The sequence below is a fragment of the Delftia sp. PX-1 genome (assembly GCF_055797465.1).
Genome location: NZ_CP184763.1, coordinates 4,333,604 through 4,349,398, shown reverse-complemented (window position 1 = coordinate 4,349,398; position 15,795 = coordinate 4,333,604). Strand labels below are relative to the sequence as shown.

The 15,795-nt window shown below is 67.3% G+C and carries 14 protein-coding genes; 1 reads left to right on the top strand and 13 read right to left on the bottom strand.

All coding sequences use genetic code 11. The features are described from left to right. The 3 genes from ACN20X_RS19945 to rpoN form a co-directional block, all read right to left on the bottom strand. Positions 1-195, bottom strand: coding sequence for a hypothetical protein (locus ACN20X_RS19945; protein WP_016446355.1), 195 nt, complete (start codon positions 193-195; stop codon positions 1-3). 49 nt (positions 196-244) lie between these two features. Continuing rightward, complete coding sequence (locus ACN20X_RS19940) at positions 245-571, bottom strand: hypothetical protein (protein ID WP_061287946.1); 327 nt, start codon at positions 569-571, stop codon at positions 245-247. Positions 572-755: 184 nt separating this feature from the next. Next, on the bottom strand, positions 756-2,090 hold the full coding sequence (gene rpoN, locus ACN20X_RS19935; protein WP_126312568.1) for an RNA polymerase factor sigma-54: 1,335 nt from the start codon (positions 2,088-2,090) through the stop codon (positions 756-758). A 233-nt stretch (positions 2,091-2,323) separates the two neighbouring features. Here rpoN and ACN20X_RS19930 point away from each other — a divergent pair, with 233 nt between their 5' ends. After that, on the top strand, positions 2,324-3,934 hold the full coding sequence (locus ACN20X_RS19930; RefSeq protein WP_343740112.1) for a nitrogen regulation protein NR(II): 1,611 nt from the start codon (positions 2,324-2,326) through the stop codon (positions 3,932-3,934). Positions 3,935-4,026: 92 nt separating this feature from the next. Here the strand turns inward: ACN20X_RS19930 and ACN20X_RS19925 are convergent, their stop codons facing one another. The 10 genes from ACN20X_RS19925 to ACN20X_RS19880 all read right to left on the bottom strand — a co-directional run bounded on the left by ACN20X_RS19925 (position 4,027) and on the right by ACN20X_RS19880 (position 15,775). Beyond that, positions 4,027-4,170 (bottom strand): hypothetical protein, encoded by a 144-nt coding sequence (locus ACN20X_RS19925; RefSeq protein WP_016446351.1) that lies wholly within the window; start codon positions 4,168-4,170, stop codon positions 4,027-4,029. A gap of 44 nt (positions 4,171-4,214) precedes the next feature. Continuing rightward, a complete protein-coding gene (locus tag ACN20X_RS19920; RefSeq protein ID WP_016446350.1) occupies positions 4,215-4,493 on the bottom strand; it encodes a GlsB/YeaQ/YmgE family stress response membrane protein in 279 nt (92 codons plus the stop codon). Between the two features lie 70 nt (positions 4,494-4,563). Next, entirely contained in the window at positions 4,564-5,091 is a 528-nt protein-coding gene (locus ACN20X_RS19915) for a hypothetical protein (RefSeq protein ID WP_343740113.1), read from the bottom strand. A 95-nt stretch (positions 5,092-5,186) separates the two neighbouring features. Continuing rightward, positions 5,187-6,782, bottom strand: a complete 1,596-nt coding sequence (locus ACN20X_RS19910; protein ID WP_016446348.1) for a sigma-54-dependent transcriptional regulator — start codon at positions 6,780-6,782, stop codon at positions 5,187-5,189. A gap of 162 nt (positions 6,783-6,944) precedes the next feature. Next, on the bottom strand, positions 6,945-8,006 hold the full coding sequence (locus tag ACN20X_RS19905) for a DNA topoisomerase IB (protein WP_473209786.1): 1,062 nt from the start codon (positions 8,004-8,006) through the stop codon (positions 6,945-6,947). A gap of 345 nt (positions 8,007-8,351) precedes the next feature. Further along, entirely contained in the window at positions 8,352-10,439 is a 2,088-nt protein-coding gene (locus ACN20X_RS19900) for a catalase (RefSeq protein WP_473209785.1), read from the bottom strand. Between the two features lie 142 nt (positions 10,440-10,581). Further along, positions 10,582-10,791 carry a hypothetical protein gene (locus tag ACN20X_RS19895; RefSeq protein WP_016446344.1) on the bottom strand — a complete coding sequence of 70 codons (210 nt, stop codon included), beginning with the start codon at positions 10,789-10,791 and terminating at the stop codon, positions 10,582-10,584. Between the two features lie 216 nt (positions 10,792-11,007). Further along, positions 11,008-11,997 carry a non-homologous end joining protein Ku gene (ku, locus tag ACN20X_RS19890; RefSeq protein WP_473209784.1) on the bottom strand — a complete coding sequence of 330 codons (990 nt, stop codon included), beginning with the start codon at positions 11,995-11,997 and terminating at the stop codon, positions 11,008-11,010. Beyond that, the gene (gene ligD, locus ACN20X_RS19885) at positions 11,994-14,666 is read right to left on the bottom strand and encodes a DNA ligase D (RefSeq protein WP_473209783.1); all 2,673 of its coding nucleotides are present in this window, start codon (positions 14,664-14,666) and stop codon (positions 11,994-11,996) included. Before ligD ends, ku begins: the two co-directional genes overlap by 4 nt. A gap of 134 nt (positions 14,667-14,800) precedes the next feature. Further along, complete coding sequence (locus tag ACN20X_RS19880; protein WP_016451500.1) at positions 14,801-15,775, bottom strand: hypothetical protein; 975 nt, start codon at positions 15,773-15,775, stop codon at positions 14,801-14,803. Positions 15,776-15,795 lie beyond the last annotated feature (20 nt).

Genomic DNA, 15,795 nt, shown 5'->3' with positions numbered 1-15,795 from the left:
TCACTCTCCCTTGCGGGTCTGTTCCTGCTCGGGCGCGGGCGGCAATTCTATGGGGGGCGCCGTGGTGGGCGGATCTATCGGCTCGGGTCCGCGCGGGCGGCCGGGCTGGCGGTTGGGATCGTCGGGTGCCACGGGGTCGTTGGGCGTGGTCGGCACCTGGGGAATATTGGGTGCGTGGGGCAGGGGGTGGTTCATGGCTGCTGCTGTCCTGAGGGGAAGGGTTGATACAAGTGCGCAGGCGGGCTCAGCGTGGCGCGGTGGTGGCGGGTGCGGTGGCCGGATCGGCCTGCGGCGGCGTCATGGACGGCGCGGCAGGTGCGGCAGGTGCGGCAGGTGCGGCAGGTGCGGCCGGCGAGGCAGAGGAGGTGGGTTCTGTCGCTGGCGTTCCGGTGGCGCTGGGCGCATCCAGCCGCCCCCTGGGTGCCATGAAGTTGAACATCAGCACCAGGATCAGTGCGACGGCGGCCGTGAGGGCGGCGATGCGCAGCGGCCAGCGGCCATCGCGGATGTGGTTGTTCTCGCTGCGCTGGCGTTCGAGGGGGGCGTGCACTCTGCGGGGAGGGGTGTCCATGGCGGTCTCCTTCAATCCATGAGCCTTCACCTTAGGCCGGACGGCGGCCTGCAACTGTCGGACAAGGCAGGACCTGGGGGAGCGACAAGCCGCTGCACGGCAGTGGGGCTTGGCAGGACACACCGCCACGGGCAGCGGCGCCAAGGTCCATCGCAAGGCCGCGGCCGCGACGGCAGGTGCCGTGTCAGCCGTGGCGCCTGCGCCGGTCGGCCGGCGCTATGCGCAGCAGCTGGCGGTACTTGGTGACGGTGCGGCGGGCCACGACCAGGCCCTGGGCGCCCAGCTGGCGTGCGATATCGACGTCGGACAGGGGCCGGGCATCGGATTCGGCCGCGATGATGTCGCCGATCAGCTCGCGGATGGCCGTGGCCGAGCAGGCGCTGCCGCTGGCACTGAGCATGGGGCGCGAGAAGAAGTGCTTGAGCTCGAACACGCCCGTGGGCGTGGCCATGTACTTGTTGTTGGTCACGCGCGAGACGGTGGATTCGTGCACACCCACTTCCTCGGCAATTTCGCGCAGCACCAGCGGCTTCATGGCCATGGCGCCGAACTCCAGGAACAGCTCCTGCTTTCGCACGATGGCCCGGGCCACGTCCAGGATGGTGGAAAAGCGCTGCTCCACATTGCGCACGGTCCAGCGCGCGTCCTGCAGATGGTCGGCCAGCTGGGCCTGGCCCGTGCAGCGGTGGCGCTGGAACAGCTGCTCGTAGACGCTGTTCAGTCGCACGCGCGGCACGACGGCGGGGTTCAGTTGCACATTCCAGCCGCTCGGTCCCCTGCGCACGATCACGTCGGGAACGATGTAGTCCACGCGCGTGGAGCCGAAGCTCCAGCCAGGCCTGGGGTTGAGGCGCCGTATGGCATCCATGGCCTGCACGACCTGGGCCGCCGGCACCTGCAGCGCCTTGGCCAGCCGCGGCACGTCGCGCGCGGCCAGCGCGTCCATGTGGTGCTGCAGCAGGGTCTGCGACAGCTGGCGCAGCGTGGCGTCGGCCATCTGCGGGCATTGCAGCAACAGGCATTCGCCCACGCTGCGCGCGGCCACGCCCGCCGGATCCAGCGATTGCACCAGTCGCAGGGCGATGAGCATTTCCTGCGCATCGGGCGCCGGGCTGAGCGCCAGCAGGCCGGCCAGCTCCTGCAGGTCCGTGCGCAGATAGCCGTCGTCGTCCAGCGATTCCACGATGGCGCGCGCCATGCACAGGTCGCGCGGCGTCATGGCCGTCACGTTGAGCTGGCCGTGCAGGTGCATGGCCAGCGTGGTTTCGCAGGCAGCCGTGTCCATGGCGGAACCTTCCGCGTCAACGGCCTGGCGCGCGCCCAGGTGCATGTCGGCCACCCACAGGTCGCGGTCATCTGCGGGCTCGGCATCTTCCAGGAATGGGTTGTCCTCCATCTTGCTGCGCACCATCGCGGCAAAGTCCAGCGAGGACATCTGCAGCATGCGCACCGCGTGCTGCAAGCGCGGGGAAAGCGTCTGGGACTGGCGTATGTCCGCCTTGAGGTGCATGGAACCCATCTCGTCTCCTTGTTGCGATGGCCACAAGGACGCAACGTTCATGCCCCGATCAGCGTGGCGAATCGTCTGGATACACTTTGGGCACGAAACCTGCTGCGTACTTGCTGCGCAGAAGGCACAGGGGCCCGGGGTTCGGCCGTCGCTGCGGGTATCGGCTTTGCAACAGCAGGGCCGCTCAAGGCGCCTGCGGTAAAAATTTCCGCTCGGGCGCAAGGTTTTCTGCAAACTTTGCCATGTACCAATCCACCGGTTTTCACACGGTCCCGCCGCCGGGAACCCTCAATGCAGTCCCGCAAGGCGGGGCGCGCGGCGCCGCACGCGGGCCGTCCATGTCCATGCGCCTGAGACGGGTCCTGTTGCTTCTGGCCTTGCTGGTGCTTGTGCTGGCCGCCTTGTCCTGGCTGCTGTTGCGCGCCTATCAATCCGGGCACGCGGCGCAGGAGCAGGCCGTTCGCATCGCCAGCATGGCCGCGGCCCGCCTGCTGGACAGGCAGGAGCCACGCGCTGCCAATGCCGAGCAGGCGCTGGCTGCCGTCCAACCGCTGCTGGAGGCGGGATGGTCCGGCTTTCTGGTGGACAGCGCGGGCCGTGCGGTGCCGGCCGGCACGGCTGCGGCAACGGGTCAGCCTGCCTTGCCCGCTGATTTCAGCGAGCGCCTGGCTTCCAGCCTGGCGCACGGCTGGCTGGATGTGCCCGATGCGCAGGGCGGCACCCTGCGCGTTTTCTTCAGCAGGACGGCCCAGGGCTGGACCTGGGTGAGCTGGGTTCCCTGTTCCGCGCTGGATCCGGCGTGTTCCCCGCTCCTGAGGGGCGTGATCTGGGCGGCGATCGTGTTGTTTGCGCTGGCCGGCCTGGGCCTGGCGGGGCTGGCCCTGCGTGGCAGGGCGGACCCTATGAGGCCGGCCCGGCGCAGCCAGGCCGGCGGCGCACCGGGGGAGCGGGACAACGAAGCCGGCGAGGCCCATATCCAGAACGAGCGCCTGCAGGTGGTCGGCCGGCTGGCAGGCCGCTTCTCCCATGAGTTCAACAACCAGCTCGGCGTTCTGAGCAACAGCGCCTATCTGATTGAGCGTCGTTCGGAGGACCCGAACCTGCGCCTGCCTGCACAGGCCATGCTGCGTTCGGTGGACACGGCCAGCCGGTTGACGCAGCAGCTGCTGCGCTTCGGGCCGCGCCACAGCACGCATGCGCTGGTGGTGGATCTGTACCGCTGGTTGCCGGGGGTGCGGGGCACGCTGGCCGTGGTGCTGGGAAAGCGCGTGGCGCTGGAGGTGGCTGAGCCCGCCGAGGCCAGCCCGCCGGGCCAGCCGGCCGCGCGCCTGGGCGTGTATGTGGACCCTGACGAGCTGGAGCTGGCGCTGATCAGCATTTTCCTGTCCGTGCGCGAGGCCTTGCCCGATGGCGCCCGCGTGCGCATGGCGGCACATCCCGTGGGCGGACATCTTGCGGCATCGGCCGCCAAGGGCGAGCAGGTGGAGATCCGCATCGAGGCCGTGGCCCACTGGCAGGGCGCCGGGCCGGGGCCGGAGGGGGCGGGTCCGGGCGAATCGGGCGCTGCGGCCGAAGCGGGCGAAGCGGGCGTAGTGGCCGCAGCCAGCGCCGAGGCGCCGCAGCGGCCGCAGGAATCCCGCCCCGGCGTGCGGTTGAGCGACGCCGATGCAGATGCCTCCTGCGGCCTGGCCCTGGCGCGCCGGCTGTGCCTGGCTGGCGGTGGCGTGGCGTGGGCCGAGGGCGGCAGCGGGGGAGGCGACGGCGATGGAGCCAGCGGCGGCCTGGCCGTCTCCCTGGTCCTGCCGCGCGTGCCCATGGCGGCGCAGGATTGTCTTGCGCAAAGCCTGGACTGAGCTGGCATTCGCGGCCCTGGAAACAGGACTGCGCGCCGGGGCGCGCAGTCAGCAAGCAGGAAAGTCGAAAAAGAGAGGAGGGCCGAGCCCGGTCAGCGTGCGAGGCGCGCGATCAGCAGCCCCGCCGCCAGCGCCGTGGCAATGGAGCGCAGCGGTTTCTTGCACACGGCGCTGCCCTGGCGGGAGAGGTCGGTGCTGCCAGCGGTACTTCTGGTCTGGAAGGGATCTTTGCTCATGGAGGCTCCTTTCCTGCAAGTCAATGGCCCGTGGCCGGGCCGGCTCAGTGGCGCATGCGCGGTTTGCACAGGTTGAAGATGGCCAGCAGCGCAACGGCGCTGGCCATGGAAATGAAGATGGACATGGATGTGGCCGGCACCTGCGCCTGCGCATCCATGGCCGAGGGCGCCAGCAGCGGCGCCAGCAGCCAGCCGCCCAGCAAGGCGCCGATGGCGCCTATTGCCACGTTGAGCAAAATGCCTTGCTGGGCCTGGGTGTTCGTGACCATGCTGGTGATCCAGCCGATCAGCCCGCCCACCATCAGCCAGATGAGGAAATCCATGGCATCGCCTTTGACAAAAGTTGCAGTTGAATATCAATGGCAATCGGCGTGCCTGCCCGTCGCAAGCGACTCAGCGCTCCGGTTGCGGGGTGCCGTTGCCCCGGGCCGGCGCAGGGCGGATTTGTGCCCGCTCGGCTTCGCGGCCTGAAGGTGTCTGGGCGTCCAGGCCCCGGTCGGGCGACTCGCTGACCTGGGGCAGATCGGCGGCGTGTTCTATCAATTCCTCGATGATGAAGCGGCCGTAGAGCTGTGCGCGCTCGGCGCCGGCGGCCTTGAGGGCATCGGCGGCGTTGCGTGCGGCCTCGTCGCTGTCCACCCGTACCACCAGCCAGTGGTAGCCGCGCTCGGCCAGGGCCTGGTGGGCCTTGACCAGATTGAGTTCCTGGCCCACGGCGGCCACGGGGCTGGCCTGTCGCAGGTCTTGGTCGATCTGGGCCAGCATTTCCCGGTCGGTGTAGCGCCGTATGTCCTGCTCGGGCAGGTTCAGCGCCTGCAGCGCCGCCATGCCGTCATCGGCCTGCGCAGCCGTGGGAAAAGAGACCACCATGTGGCCCACGGGCTTGAAGACACCGTAGGCGCGGGCAGGAGAGGAGTCCATGGGCTTGTCCTTGGTTGCTCAAAGGTGCTTGCAGGGTGGCAAGCAGCGTGCCCGCAAGGCAACGGCAGCAGGTGCTGTGCGCGTCTGCGCACGTGTCAGCCGGGTTCGGGGTCCGTCCTGTCCTTTTTGCCGCCCGCATAGTCCTTGAGCCGGTTGTACAGCGTCTTGAGGCTGATGCCGAGCACGGCGGCCGTGCGTTCCTTCTGGTACTTGCACTGCTTGAGCGTGGCCTGGATCAGCAGCCGCTCGGCCTGCGCCATGGTCATGCCGATGGGCAGCTGTATGGTGGCCGGCTCCATATCGGGCAGGTCGTAGGCGTCGCCTGCCGTGCCGTGGTCGGCGAACGGATGCACGGCGACAGGCGCGGCCTGCGCAGTGGGCGGCAATTGCGGGGCGTTGGCGGCCAGCTGTGCAGGCACGGATGTGTGCACGGATGCGTGCAATGACACCGGCATGGGGGCGGGCTGGGCAATGGCCACCGGTGGGCGGGGCAGCCATTCGGTGCCTACCTGCGGGCCGGGCTCCATGACGTAGGCACGCTGCACGGCATTGCGCAGCTCGCGCACATTGCCGGGCCAGCTGTGCTGCGCCAACTGCCTCAGGGCCGACGCCGTGAACTGCTTGGTCTGCCCCTCTCGCTGAGAGATGGCCTGCAGCAAGTGCTGGGCCAGCAGCGGGACGTCGGACAGGCGCTCGCGCAGCGGCGGCAGCTCGATGGGAAAGACGTTCAGCCGGTACAGCAGGTCCTCGCGCAGCCTGCCGCTGGCCACGGCCTCGAAGGGGCAGCGGTTGGTGGCGGCGATCACGCGCACATCGGTCTGCAGCGTCTGGGTGGAGCCCACGCGCATGAAGCGGCCGGTCTCCAGCACGCGCAGCAGCTTGACCTGCAGCTCCATGGGCATTTCCGTGATCTCGTCCAGGAACAGCGTGCCCGTGGCCGCGCGCTCGAAAAAGCCCTGGTGCTGGCGGTCGGCGCCCGTGAAGCTGCCCTTTTCGTGGCCGAAGATCTCGCTTTCGATGAGATGCGGCGAAATGGCGCCGCAGTTCACGGCAAGAAACGGGCGGCTGCGCCGCTGGCTCAAGTCGTGCAGGGTCTGCGCCACGACCTCCTTGCCGGTGCCGCTCTCCCCCGTGAGGAACACCGTGACCGAGGTGCCCGCCACGCGCTCCATCTGCTGGTACAGGCGCTGCATGGGAGGCGATTGGCCCAGGAGCCGGCCAAAGCGGCCTTCCTGCGCGCAGTAGCTGCCAGCGGGTGCGCAATGGTCTTGTGCCGTGATCTGATCGGAGGCCGGGCCTGCGCCGTTGCGGCTGTCCGCGCCCGACAGGCCCGGCGTGGGGATGAGAAAGCGCGAAAGAATGTCCTCGAGCCGGCCTATGCCCACGGGCTTGACCAGATAGTCCATGGCGCCTCGGCGCAGGGCTTCGATGGAGGAGTCCAGGCTGGCATGGCCGGTCACCAGCACGATCTGCGAGTCCTGCGGCACTTGCCGGTCGCCGAACAGGTCCATGCCGTTGCCATCGGGCAGCTGCAGGTCCAGCAGAACCAGGCTGGGCGGCTGCATGGCCATCTGGCGGCGCGCATCGCGCAGGGTGTGGGCCACGGCGACCGAAAAGCGGTCCACGCCCACCAGTTCGCGCATGGTGGCTGCCGAGTCCGCGTCGTCATCGACGATCAGCACGTGGTTCATTCCATGGCCTCCAGAGCTGCTGGCCGCAGCCTGTTTTGACAAAAATTCATGATCCGGCAGTTTAGGGGCTGGGATGTATGCATCTGTGTCAGTCCACAGGCACAGTGCTTGCCGGGTGGTCCGGTCCCCGCCGCCGTCGCCGCAAAGAGGGGATCAAGCGGATCAGGCGGGCCGGCGGCTGGCGCCCTGGCCACGGCGGGGCGGGGTCCTGCGGGGCCGGGGCTGGGGCTCCAGCAGGCCCAGGAACAGGCATTCCTTGGCGCTCAGCCCGCGCGTGCGCCGTGCGGGTGCAGCGGTCGCGGCGGGCGGGCATTGTCCGGGCTGCTCGCACAGGGCCAGTACCTGGGGATGGATGTAGAACTTGCGGCAAACCGTACAGGTATTGCCCAGGCGCCGCGCCACCTCGGCGATCAGGTCCGTGAAGGTGAGCGCGCCCGGATGGCGGCTGCCCGCCGGTGACGCTGCGGCGGCCATGGCCAGCTCCAGCGCGTACACGCTGGCATGCCAGGTACGGAAGTCCTTGGCACTGAAGTCCGGTCCGTCTGCCTCGTCTGCCCCGGCCTTGCTGCAGATCCTGCGGATGTAGTCGTTCACGTGCTCGGAGCGCACATGGTGAACATCCCCCTCGTCGTCCACGAACTGGAAAAGCCGCTGCCCCGGCAGGTCCTGGCAGCGCTTGACGATGCGGGCCACGGCCCGGTAGGACACGCGGGCCTGCTGGGCGACGCCGCTCTTGCCCTTGAAGCTCAGCGTCAGCTCGCCGGCGCGCACCTGGGCGTGGCGGTTCCTGAGCGTGGTCAGGCCGAAGGATCCATTGGCTTCTGAATACTCGTCATTACCAACGCGCAGTGCCGTGCAGTCCAGCAGCCAGACGATGGTGGCCACCACGGTTTCGAGCTGCGGCCGCCCCGGCCTGAGGTCCCGCGCCACGGCACGCCGAATGGCGGGCAGATGCCGGCCGAACTCGCGCATGCGGTCGAACTTGACCTGCTTGCGCTGCTCCTGCCACTGCGGGTGATAGCGGTATTGCTTGCGCCCGCGGGCATCGCGGCCCGTGGCCTGCAGGTGGCCCCGGGCGTCAGGGCAGATCCATACATCCACATAGGCCGGTGGAATGGCCAATTTGCGGATGCGCTCCAGCGCCTGGGCGTCGCGCACGGGCCTGCCGTCCTGGTCCACATAGGAAAAGCCTTTGCCACGCCGCACGCGGCGCCAGCCGGGCATGCGGTCGTTGACATGGATGAGGTCTGCAGTCAGTGCAACCCCTGCGGCGGCGGAGGCGGAGGTGCGATGGGGGGATCGGAATAGGGCGAAGGCGCCGGAGCCGGCGGAGGATCACCCACGGGTGGCACCAGCGGCTCGGTCGGCGGCGGATTGACTGGCGGAGCGACGGGAGGTGTGGCAGGCGGTGTGGGTGGCGCAGCGATCATGGAACGGTTTCTCCTGTGATGGTGGCGGGCCGCAGCGGCCGTGCAGCCGCTGCAGCAATCGCCATGCCCGGACCCCTGCACGGGGCCGAAGCGTTGACATTTGGTAGCAATGATTCGCGAAAACCGGTGGCCGGCGGCCTCAGGCCAGCGTCCTCAGCGTGGGCTCGCGGTCCCAGAAGCGTTTCTTGGCGCCTTCGACAAAGGGCTTGGGCGTGTCGATGGGAAACACGCCCTCGTCCGGCGTGATGCCCGCGGTCTGCAGGATGTGCCCCGTGGCCTTGCATGCCGCAATGGCCTTGAGGTGGCCGAAGGCATCGCGGAACCAGTCCTGGGCGGCCGCTTCCCGGGCCAGGGCTTCGCCGCGCTGCGGCGTGAGGATGGACACCACGGCGTCGAACTGCGCCGAGGGCGATCCGGCCAGCTGGCCGTCTGCAGGCAGGTGGCTGCCGTCGTCCAGCGTGGCGCCGCCGATCTTGGGCGCAATGATCTTCACGCTGGCCTTTTGCGCCACCAGGGCCTTGTGGAAGGCGGCAATGTGCCGGGCGCTGGAGCCTTCATCCACCAGGATGGCCACGCAGCGGCCCTGCAGTGTGGGTTTCATGCGGTCGATGATGCGCGTGGCCGGGCTGGGCGGCAGCTTTTGCGGGGGCACGGCAGGCTTGGCGGCAGGCGGCAGCTGGGGCAGGCCCAGGCCGTCGGCCACGCGCTTTGCCAGGTCGGCGTCTATCACCTGCAGGTGGCCCACCACGGCCAGTCGCACATGCGGCGTCTGCACCTTGGACAGCTCGAACACCAGGGCGCTGGCGATGTGGGCCTGCTCCACCGCGCTCTGGCTGGCGTAGAACATGCGCGCCTGGCTGTAGTGGTCGGCAAAGCTTTCGGGGCGGATGCGGCCCTTGGCGCCGTCCCCGTCATCCTGGGCAAAGTGCCTGAAGCCGCGCGCCGCCGAGGCGCGCGGACTGTCGGCCTGCAGGCTGGAGGGCTCGTAGGCCACGCGGCCCTTGGGCACCTGGGTCTGCATATGGCCGTCGCGCTGGTCGTGGGCAAACGGGCATTTGGGCGCGTTGATGGGCAGCTGCGTGAAGTTGGGCCCGCCCAGGCGCGACAGCTGGGTGTCCAGGTAGGAGAAAAGGCGGCCCTGCAGCAGCGGATCGTTGCTGAAGTCGATGCCCGGGGGCAGGTTGGCCGGGCAGAAGGCGACCTGCTCGGTCTCGGCAAAGAAGTTGTCGGGCCAGCGGTCCAGCACGAAGCGGCCGATCTTGCGCAGCGGTATTTCCTCTTCCGGAATGATCTTGGTGGGGTCCAGATGGTCATAGGGCAGGGCGTCGGCCTGTTCCTGCGAGAACAGCTGCACGCACAGCTCCCAGGCCGGATAGTCGCCCGCCTCGATGGCCTCGAACAGGTCGCGGCGGTGGTAGTCGTTGTCGGCGGCCTGCAGCTTCAGGGCCTCGTCCCAGACGGTGGATTGGATGCCCAGCTCGGGCCGCCAGTGGAATTTCACGAAGGTGCTTTTGCCTTGCGCATTGACCAGCCGGAAACTGTGCACGCCAAAGCCCTCGATCATGCGCAGGCTGCGCGCGATGGTGCGGTCGCTCATGATCCACATGACCATGTGCATGGACTCGGGCATGAGGGAGATGAAGTCCCAGAACGTGTCGTGCGCCGTGGCAGCCTGTGGAAAGCCCCGGTCCGGCTCCATCTTCACGGCATGGACCAGGTCGGGAAACTTCATGGCGTCCTGGATGAAGAACACCGGAATGCTGTTGCCGACCAGATCCCAGTTGCCCTCTTCGGTATAGAACTTGATGGCGAAGCCGCGCACGTCCCGCGGGGTGTCCACCGAGCCTGCGCCGCCGGCCACGGTGGAAAAGCGCACGAAGACCGGCACCTGCTTGCCGGTTTCGGTCAGCACCTTGGCGGTGGTGTACTGCTCCAGTGAATCGGTCAGCTGGAAATAACCGTGGACACCTGTGCCGCGTGCATGGACGATCCGCTCCGGAATGCGCTCATGGTCGAAATGCGTGATTTTCTCGCGCAATATGAAATCTTCCAGCAGCGTGGGTCCCTTTGGCCTTTGCTTCAATGAATTCTGGTTGTCCGCAACCGGTATGCCCTGCTGCGTCGTCAATACAGGATGAGAGGCTTCGGCCTGCTGCTGGAGTTCTCCGCCGTGGCCAACGGGGCATTGGGATGGGGATTTCTTTTCAGCTGGGGCTTTCTTGGCCATGATGCACTCCTTGGGAATGAACGCCATGTTCTTTTGACGCGGATATTGCAAGCGGAGCAACGGTATGTTTTTCAGTTGCCGCAATGGGAAAATAAAAAAAAGGGCCCGGAGGACCCTTTTTTCAGGTCATGCAACCTGCGGCTCAACGCTGCTGGTGGCTGTCCTGCTTTTGCTGCTGACCCGGCTGGTTGCGCTGGGGGTTGCTCTGCTGTTGCTGGTGGTTGGGATTATTGGGATTGCTTTGCTGCTGCTGCCCCGGATTGTTTTGTTGCTGCTGCTGGTTCTGCTTGTTCTTGTCGTTTTGCTGGTTGCTGGCCGTGTTGCCTTGAGGGTTATTGGTCTGTTGCGTCATTTCCATACTCCTTAAGTAAACAGCGATGCCGTCATCACTGCAATTTCATTGTGCTGCCTGAAAAATCCACGGCGTGTAGGAAATTCGGAAGATTACTTTTGGTAAATCATTGGAATTTGCTATGAATATCATGGAATCCATTTTTGCGGCAAAAATGCATGTATTTTTTATCATGAAATGCCATTTGTAGATTATGCAAAACGGCAATGGTCCGTTTCATTTGGATGTTGAACGTTTTGCAGGCGCCTTGGACGCTGGCTTTCGGGGCTTGGGCGTTGGCCGGGTCGCGGGCGCTTTTGCAGCTTTTGCAGCTTTTGCCGCCGCCCCGGTATTTTTTTCCTTGGCCGCGGAGGCGGGGGCCCCGCTGCCTGCCTTGCCCAGGCTGCTCCTGAGCAGGGCGGTCAGATCCAGCACGGCTGCGTTGGCGGGTGCGGCGGGCGCGTCCTGCTGCCTTTGCACACTTTGCACGTCGCCCGCATGGGCCTTGGCCTGCACCAGCTGGTGGATTTCCTCGCTGAAGGAGTTGCGGAACTGGTCGGCGTCCCAGGCCTGGCTCATGTCCTTGATCAGTGCCAGGGCCATGGTCATTTCGGCGGCCTTGATGCCTGCGGCCCTTGCGTCCAGCGGCGGCAGGTCCAGCTGCTCGAAGGAACGGATCTCGCCGCCCCAGCGCAGCAGGTTCAGCACCAGCGCCCGGCCGCAGGGGATCAGGATGGCCAGGTGCTGCTTGGCCTGGATGACGACCTTGGCCACGCCCACCTTGTTGCTCTTGCGCAGCGCCTCGCGCAGCAGTGCGTAGACCTTCCCGCCCCGGTGCAGGGGGGCGGTGTAGTAGGGCCGCTCCAGGTAGATGAAGGGGATATCGTCGGCATCGACAAAGGCCTCGATCTCTATGGTCTGCGTGGTCTTGGGAAAGACGGCAGCAATCTCTTCGGCGCTCAGCACCACGTAGCGGCCTTCTTCGAATTCCACGCCCTTGACGATGTCGGCCGAGGCCACCTCCTTGCCCGTGACCTTGTTGATGCGCTTGTAGCCCACGGGCTGCATGTTGCGCTTGTCCAGCCAGTCGAAGTCGATGTCCGTGCTGGCCGTGGCCGCATACAGGCCTATCGGGATGTGGACCAGGCCAAAGCTGATGGCCCCCTTCCACAGGCTGCGCGAGGAGACGGCCGGGGCCGTGCGGGGAGATGTGGCTTTCCTGGTCATCGTTGTGCTTTCCTCGTTGGCGGCGCTTCGCGGGCCGGTGCCTCGAAGCCCAGCGCCTTCATGGCGCGGCCCAGGCTGGTGGCCGCCGTGCCGTAGTGCTCCCAGGGCGAGTTGCCCAGGCGCAGGCGCTGGTCCACCGAGCGAATGGTCCAGTGCGCGCCGCCCGTGAGCCTGTCGAGCTCGTTCCAGCCCACGGGCACGGAGATGCCCATGCCGGGCCGCGCACGCGCTGTCCACGCGCAGGCCGTGGTGGCGCCAAAGCCGTTGCGCAGGTAGTCCACGAAGATTTTTCCCACGCGGTTGCGTGGCCCGCTCTTGGCCACGAAGCGCTGGGGCACGGTGCTGGCCAGGTGCTGGACCACGGCCTGGGAGAAGGCCTTGACCGTGTCCCAGTCCAGCAGCCGCTTGATCGGCACGACCACATGCAGGCCCTTGCCTCCGCTGGTCTTGAGGAAGGCCGGCAGCTCCAGCTCCTGCAGCAGCACATGCAGCAAGGTGGCCGCTTCCTGCACCTGCGTCCAGGGCACGCCCTCGCCGGGGTCCAGGTCGAAGGTCATGCGGTCGGGCCGGTCGATGCGGTCCCGGCGGGCATTCCAGGTGTGCCATTCGATGGTGTTCATCTGCGCGGCCGCCACCAGGCCTTCACGCCGCGCCACCTCCATCAGCGGCGCATGGCCGGGATCGAGTTCGGGCGCCAGGGCGGCAATGCCCTGCAGCGGCGTCTGGTCCATGTGTTTCTGGAAGAACAGCTCGCCCTCGATGCCCTCCGGCGCGCGCACCATGGCCACGGGCCGGGCCTTGAGGTGGGTGATCATGAAGGGGGCCACCGTGGCGTAGTAGCGCGCCAGCTCCATCTTGGTGATGCCGGTGGAGGGGTCGATGACACGCTCGGCATGGGTGATGGCGATCGTGGCGGGCAGGCGCGCCGCCTTGGCCATGCGGGGCGGGGCGGCTTTGTGGCGGGTTGCGGTGCGGGGTGAAGATGCGGTCGATGGCACGTGCTGTGGCTCCTCTTTTGCGATGCGGCGCGCAGGCTTGTCCGTGCGCAGGCCCTGGAATACGGCGTGGCGGATGCGGCCGTCCGCGGTCCATTGCGCGAACGAGACTTCGGCCAGCAGGGTGGGGCGCACCCAGTGCACCTGGCTGCCAAGGCCCCGGGTGTCTGCCAGCGGGGATGTGCCGGTGGCCAGGCCGTCCAGGCGCTGGCGCAGGTCGGCCAGGGTGCGTGCGTTGAAACCCGTGCCGACCTTGCCGGCCGCGTGCAGCTGCCCGTCCTCGCCATGCACGGCGAGGACCAGGGCCCCCAGGCCGGTGCGCGAGCCCTGGGGATCGGTATAGCCGGCGATCACGAACTCCTGGCGGTGGCCGCACTTGAGCTTGATCCAGTCCATGCTGCGCCTCGAGACGTAGGCGCTGCCGCGCCGCTTGCCGATCACGCCCTCCAGGCCCAGCCGGCAGGCGGCAGCCATCAGGTCGGCGGGCGGGGCGTCAAAGGCCTGGCTGAACCGAACGCGGTCCGACGGCGCCTTGTGCAGCAGCTCCTGCAACCGCTGGCGGCGCTGTTCCACGGGCTGCGGGCGCAGGTCCTGGCCGTCGTGCCACAGCAGGTCGAAGGCGAAGAAGACCAGCAGGTCGGTGTGCTCGCCGTCGAAGGCGTTCTGCAGGGCCTGGAAGTCGGGGCGGTCGTCGCTGTCCGGCATCAGCACCTCGCCGTCGATCCAGCCTGTTTGCAAGGGCAGGGCCGCCAAGGCGCGGGCCAGGGCAGGCATTCTGGCGGTCCAGTCCTTGCCGTTGCGCGTGACAAGCCGCACGGTACCGCTGTCGATGCGGGCCAGCAGGCGGTAGCCGTCGAACTTGCTCTCGAAGATCCATTGCCCGGCCTCCGTGGGCGGGCGGTCCACCAAGGTCGCCAGCTGGGGGTCGATCTCCTGCGGCATGGTCGCGGTGCCGGCGTGCTGCTTTCGTGCTGGCGCTGGCGCTGTTGCTGTTGTTGTTTCTGTCGTTGCCGCTGCTGCAGGTTCCAGGGGAAGGCCGGCCACGCTGTCGGGCATGTCCTCGACCACGCTGAATTCGCCGGCGGCGCGTTCCAGCCCGTCATGCTCCTTGATCAGCAGCCACGCGGGTTTTTTGGCATCGTCCTTGCCGCGCATGCGCACCAGGGTCCAGCGGCCCTGCAGCTTGTGGCCGTGCAGCTCGAACTTGAGCTTGCCCTTGCGAAGGCCCTCGGCGGCGTCGCCTTGTGGCCACCAGGTGCCCCGGTCCCAGATGATGACCTTGCCCGCGCCGTACTGGCCCGGCGGAATCTGGCCTTCGAAGCGGTTGTAGGCCATGGGGTGGTCTTCCACCTGCACGGCCATGCGCTTGTCGGCCGGGTCGTAGCTGGGGCCCTTGGGCACGGCCCAGCTTTTCATGCTGCCGTCCAGCTCCAGCCGGAAGTCGTAGTGCAGATGGCTGGCCCAGTGCTTTTGAATGACGAATTGCAGGACACCCGTGCCGGGCTGCCCTGCAATCGTGTCGCTGGAAGGTTCTGCCGAGGGCTCCGGCGTGCGCGTGAAGTCGCGCTTTTGCCGGTAGGCCGCCAGCGAAGCGGCAGCCTTGTCCTGCCCGCCGGCCGCAGCAGCCCGCCGCGGCTGCTGCGTGACCGGGTGGCTGCGGCGCGGTGCGGGCATGCGGCGCTCCTTCAGAACATCAGTGCAATCAAAATGATGATGGGAATGGGCACGCCCAGAAGAAAAAGCAGTATGGATCGCATGAATGGCCTCCGTTCAATGAATGGTTGGATGGTGTTGACTGCGATGCAAAATCAAATGGCATCGCGTTGGCGGCCACCCCAGGTGGCGCACAGGCTGCCCACAAAGGCTCCCAGCATCAGGGAAACAAACAGCCAGAGCATGGAATGGGCGGTGGCCTTTCGCGTTTCTTCAGCGGCCTGCTTGGCCTTTTGCTTGGCCTCTTCTGCCTTTTGCTCGGCCTGCTTTATCTGCATCTGTACGGAATCAAAGGTGCTTCGCACTTTCTTTTGCGCTTCTTCCACCGGAATATCGGAATTGCGCGCAATCAGCTGGGCCAGATATTGCTCATCGGCCGCAGAAAGCTGGCCGGTGCGCAGCGACTGGGCAAAGATCACGCCGGCCTCCCGCGTGGCGCTGGCCATGTCGGCAGGCGTTGTGCTGCCGGAGGTTGCCGCGGAATTGCGGAACAGGCTGCCGGTCCAGTAGGCCAGGCCCTGGGGCGAGGCATCGGCGCCCGAGGCACCGGCCATGGCTGCGGCACCGCCAGCAGCCGCACCGCCGGCGGCGCCGATCGCGCCGCCCACCACGCTGGAGGCGCTGGTGGCCACGGTCTGCGCGGCCTTGAAGGCGCCGGAGACAGCACCGCCTGCAGCAGCGCCCATCAGGGCCACCATGGCCAGCGTGGCCAGCGCCCAGGACAGAAAGCCGTGGGCCGTGTCGCGGAAGTAGACCTCGTCCGTATGCACGCCTTGCCAGCGGGTGCGCAGCCGCCCGGCCAGGTACCCGCCCACGCCGGCGGAGGCCAGCTGGGTGAAGGCGATCCAGGCCACGGCCGTCCACCCCAGGGCGCCGGCATCCATGCCCTGGCCGGTCCATACCGAGACAGACGACAGGCCCAGGCCCGTGCCCAGAATGAACAGCAGCAGCGACAGCGAGGCCGCCGCCATGGCGCCCGCGAATATCGCCGCCCATGAAACACCGCTGACGGATGTATTGGCCGCAGGGACCACTGGCGCTGCCAGGGGATCGGAATAGGCAATGGACATGGCTGGATTTCCTGGAGTTG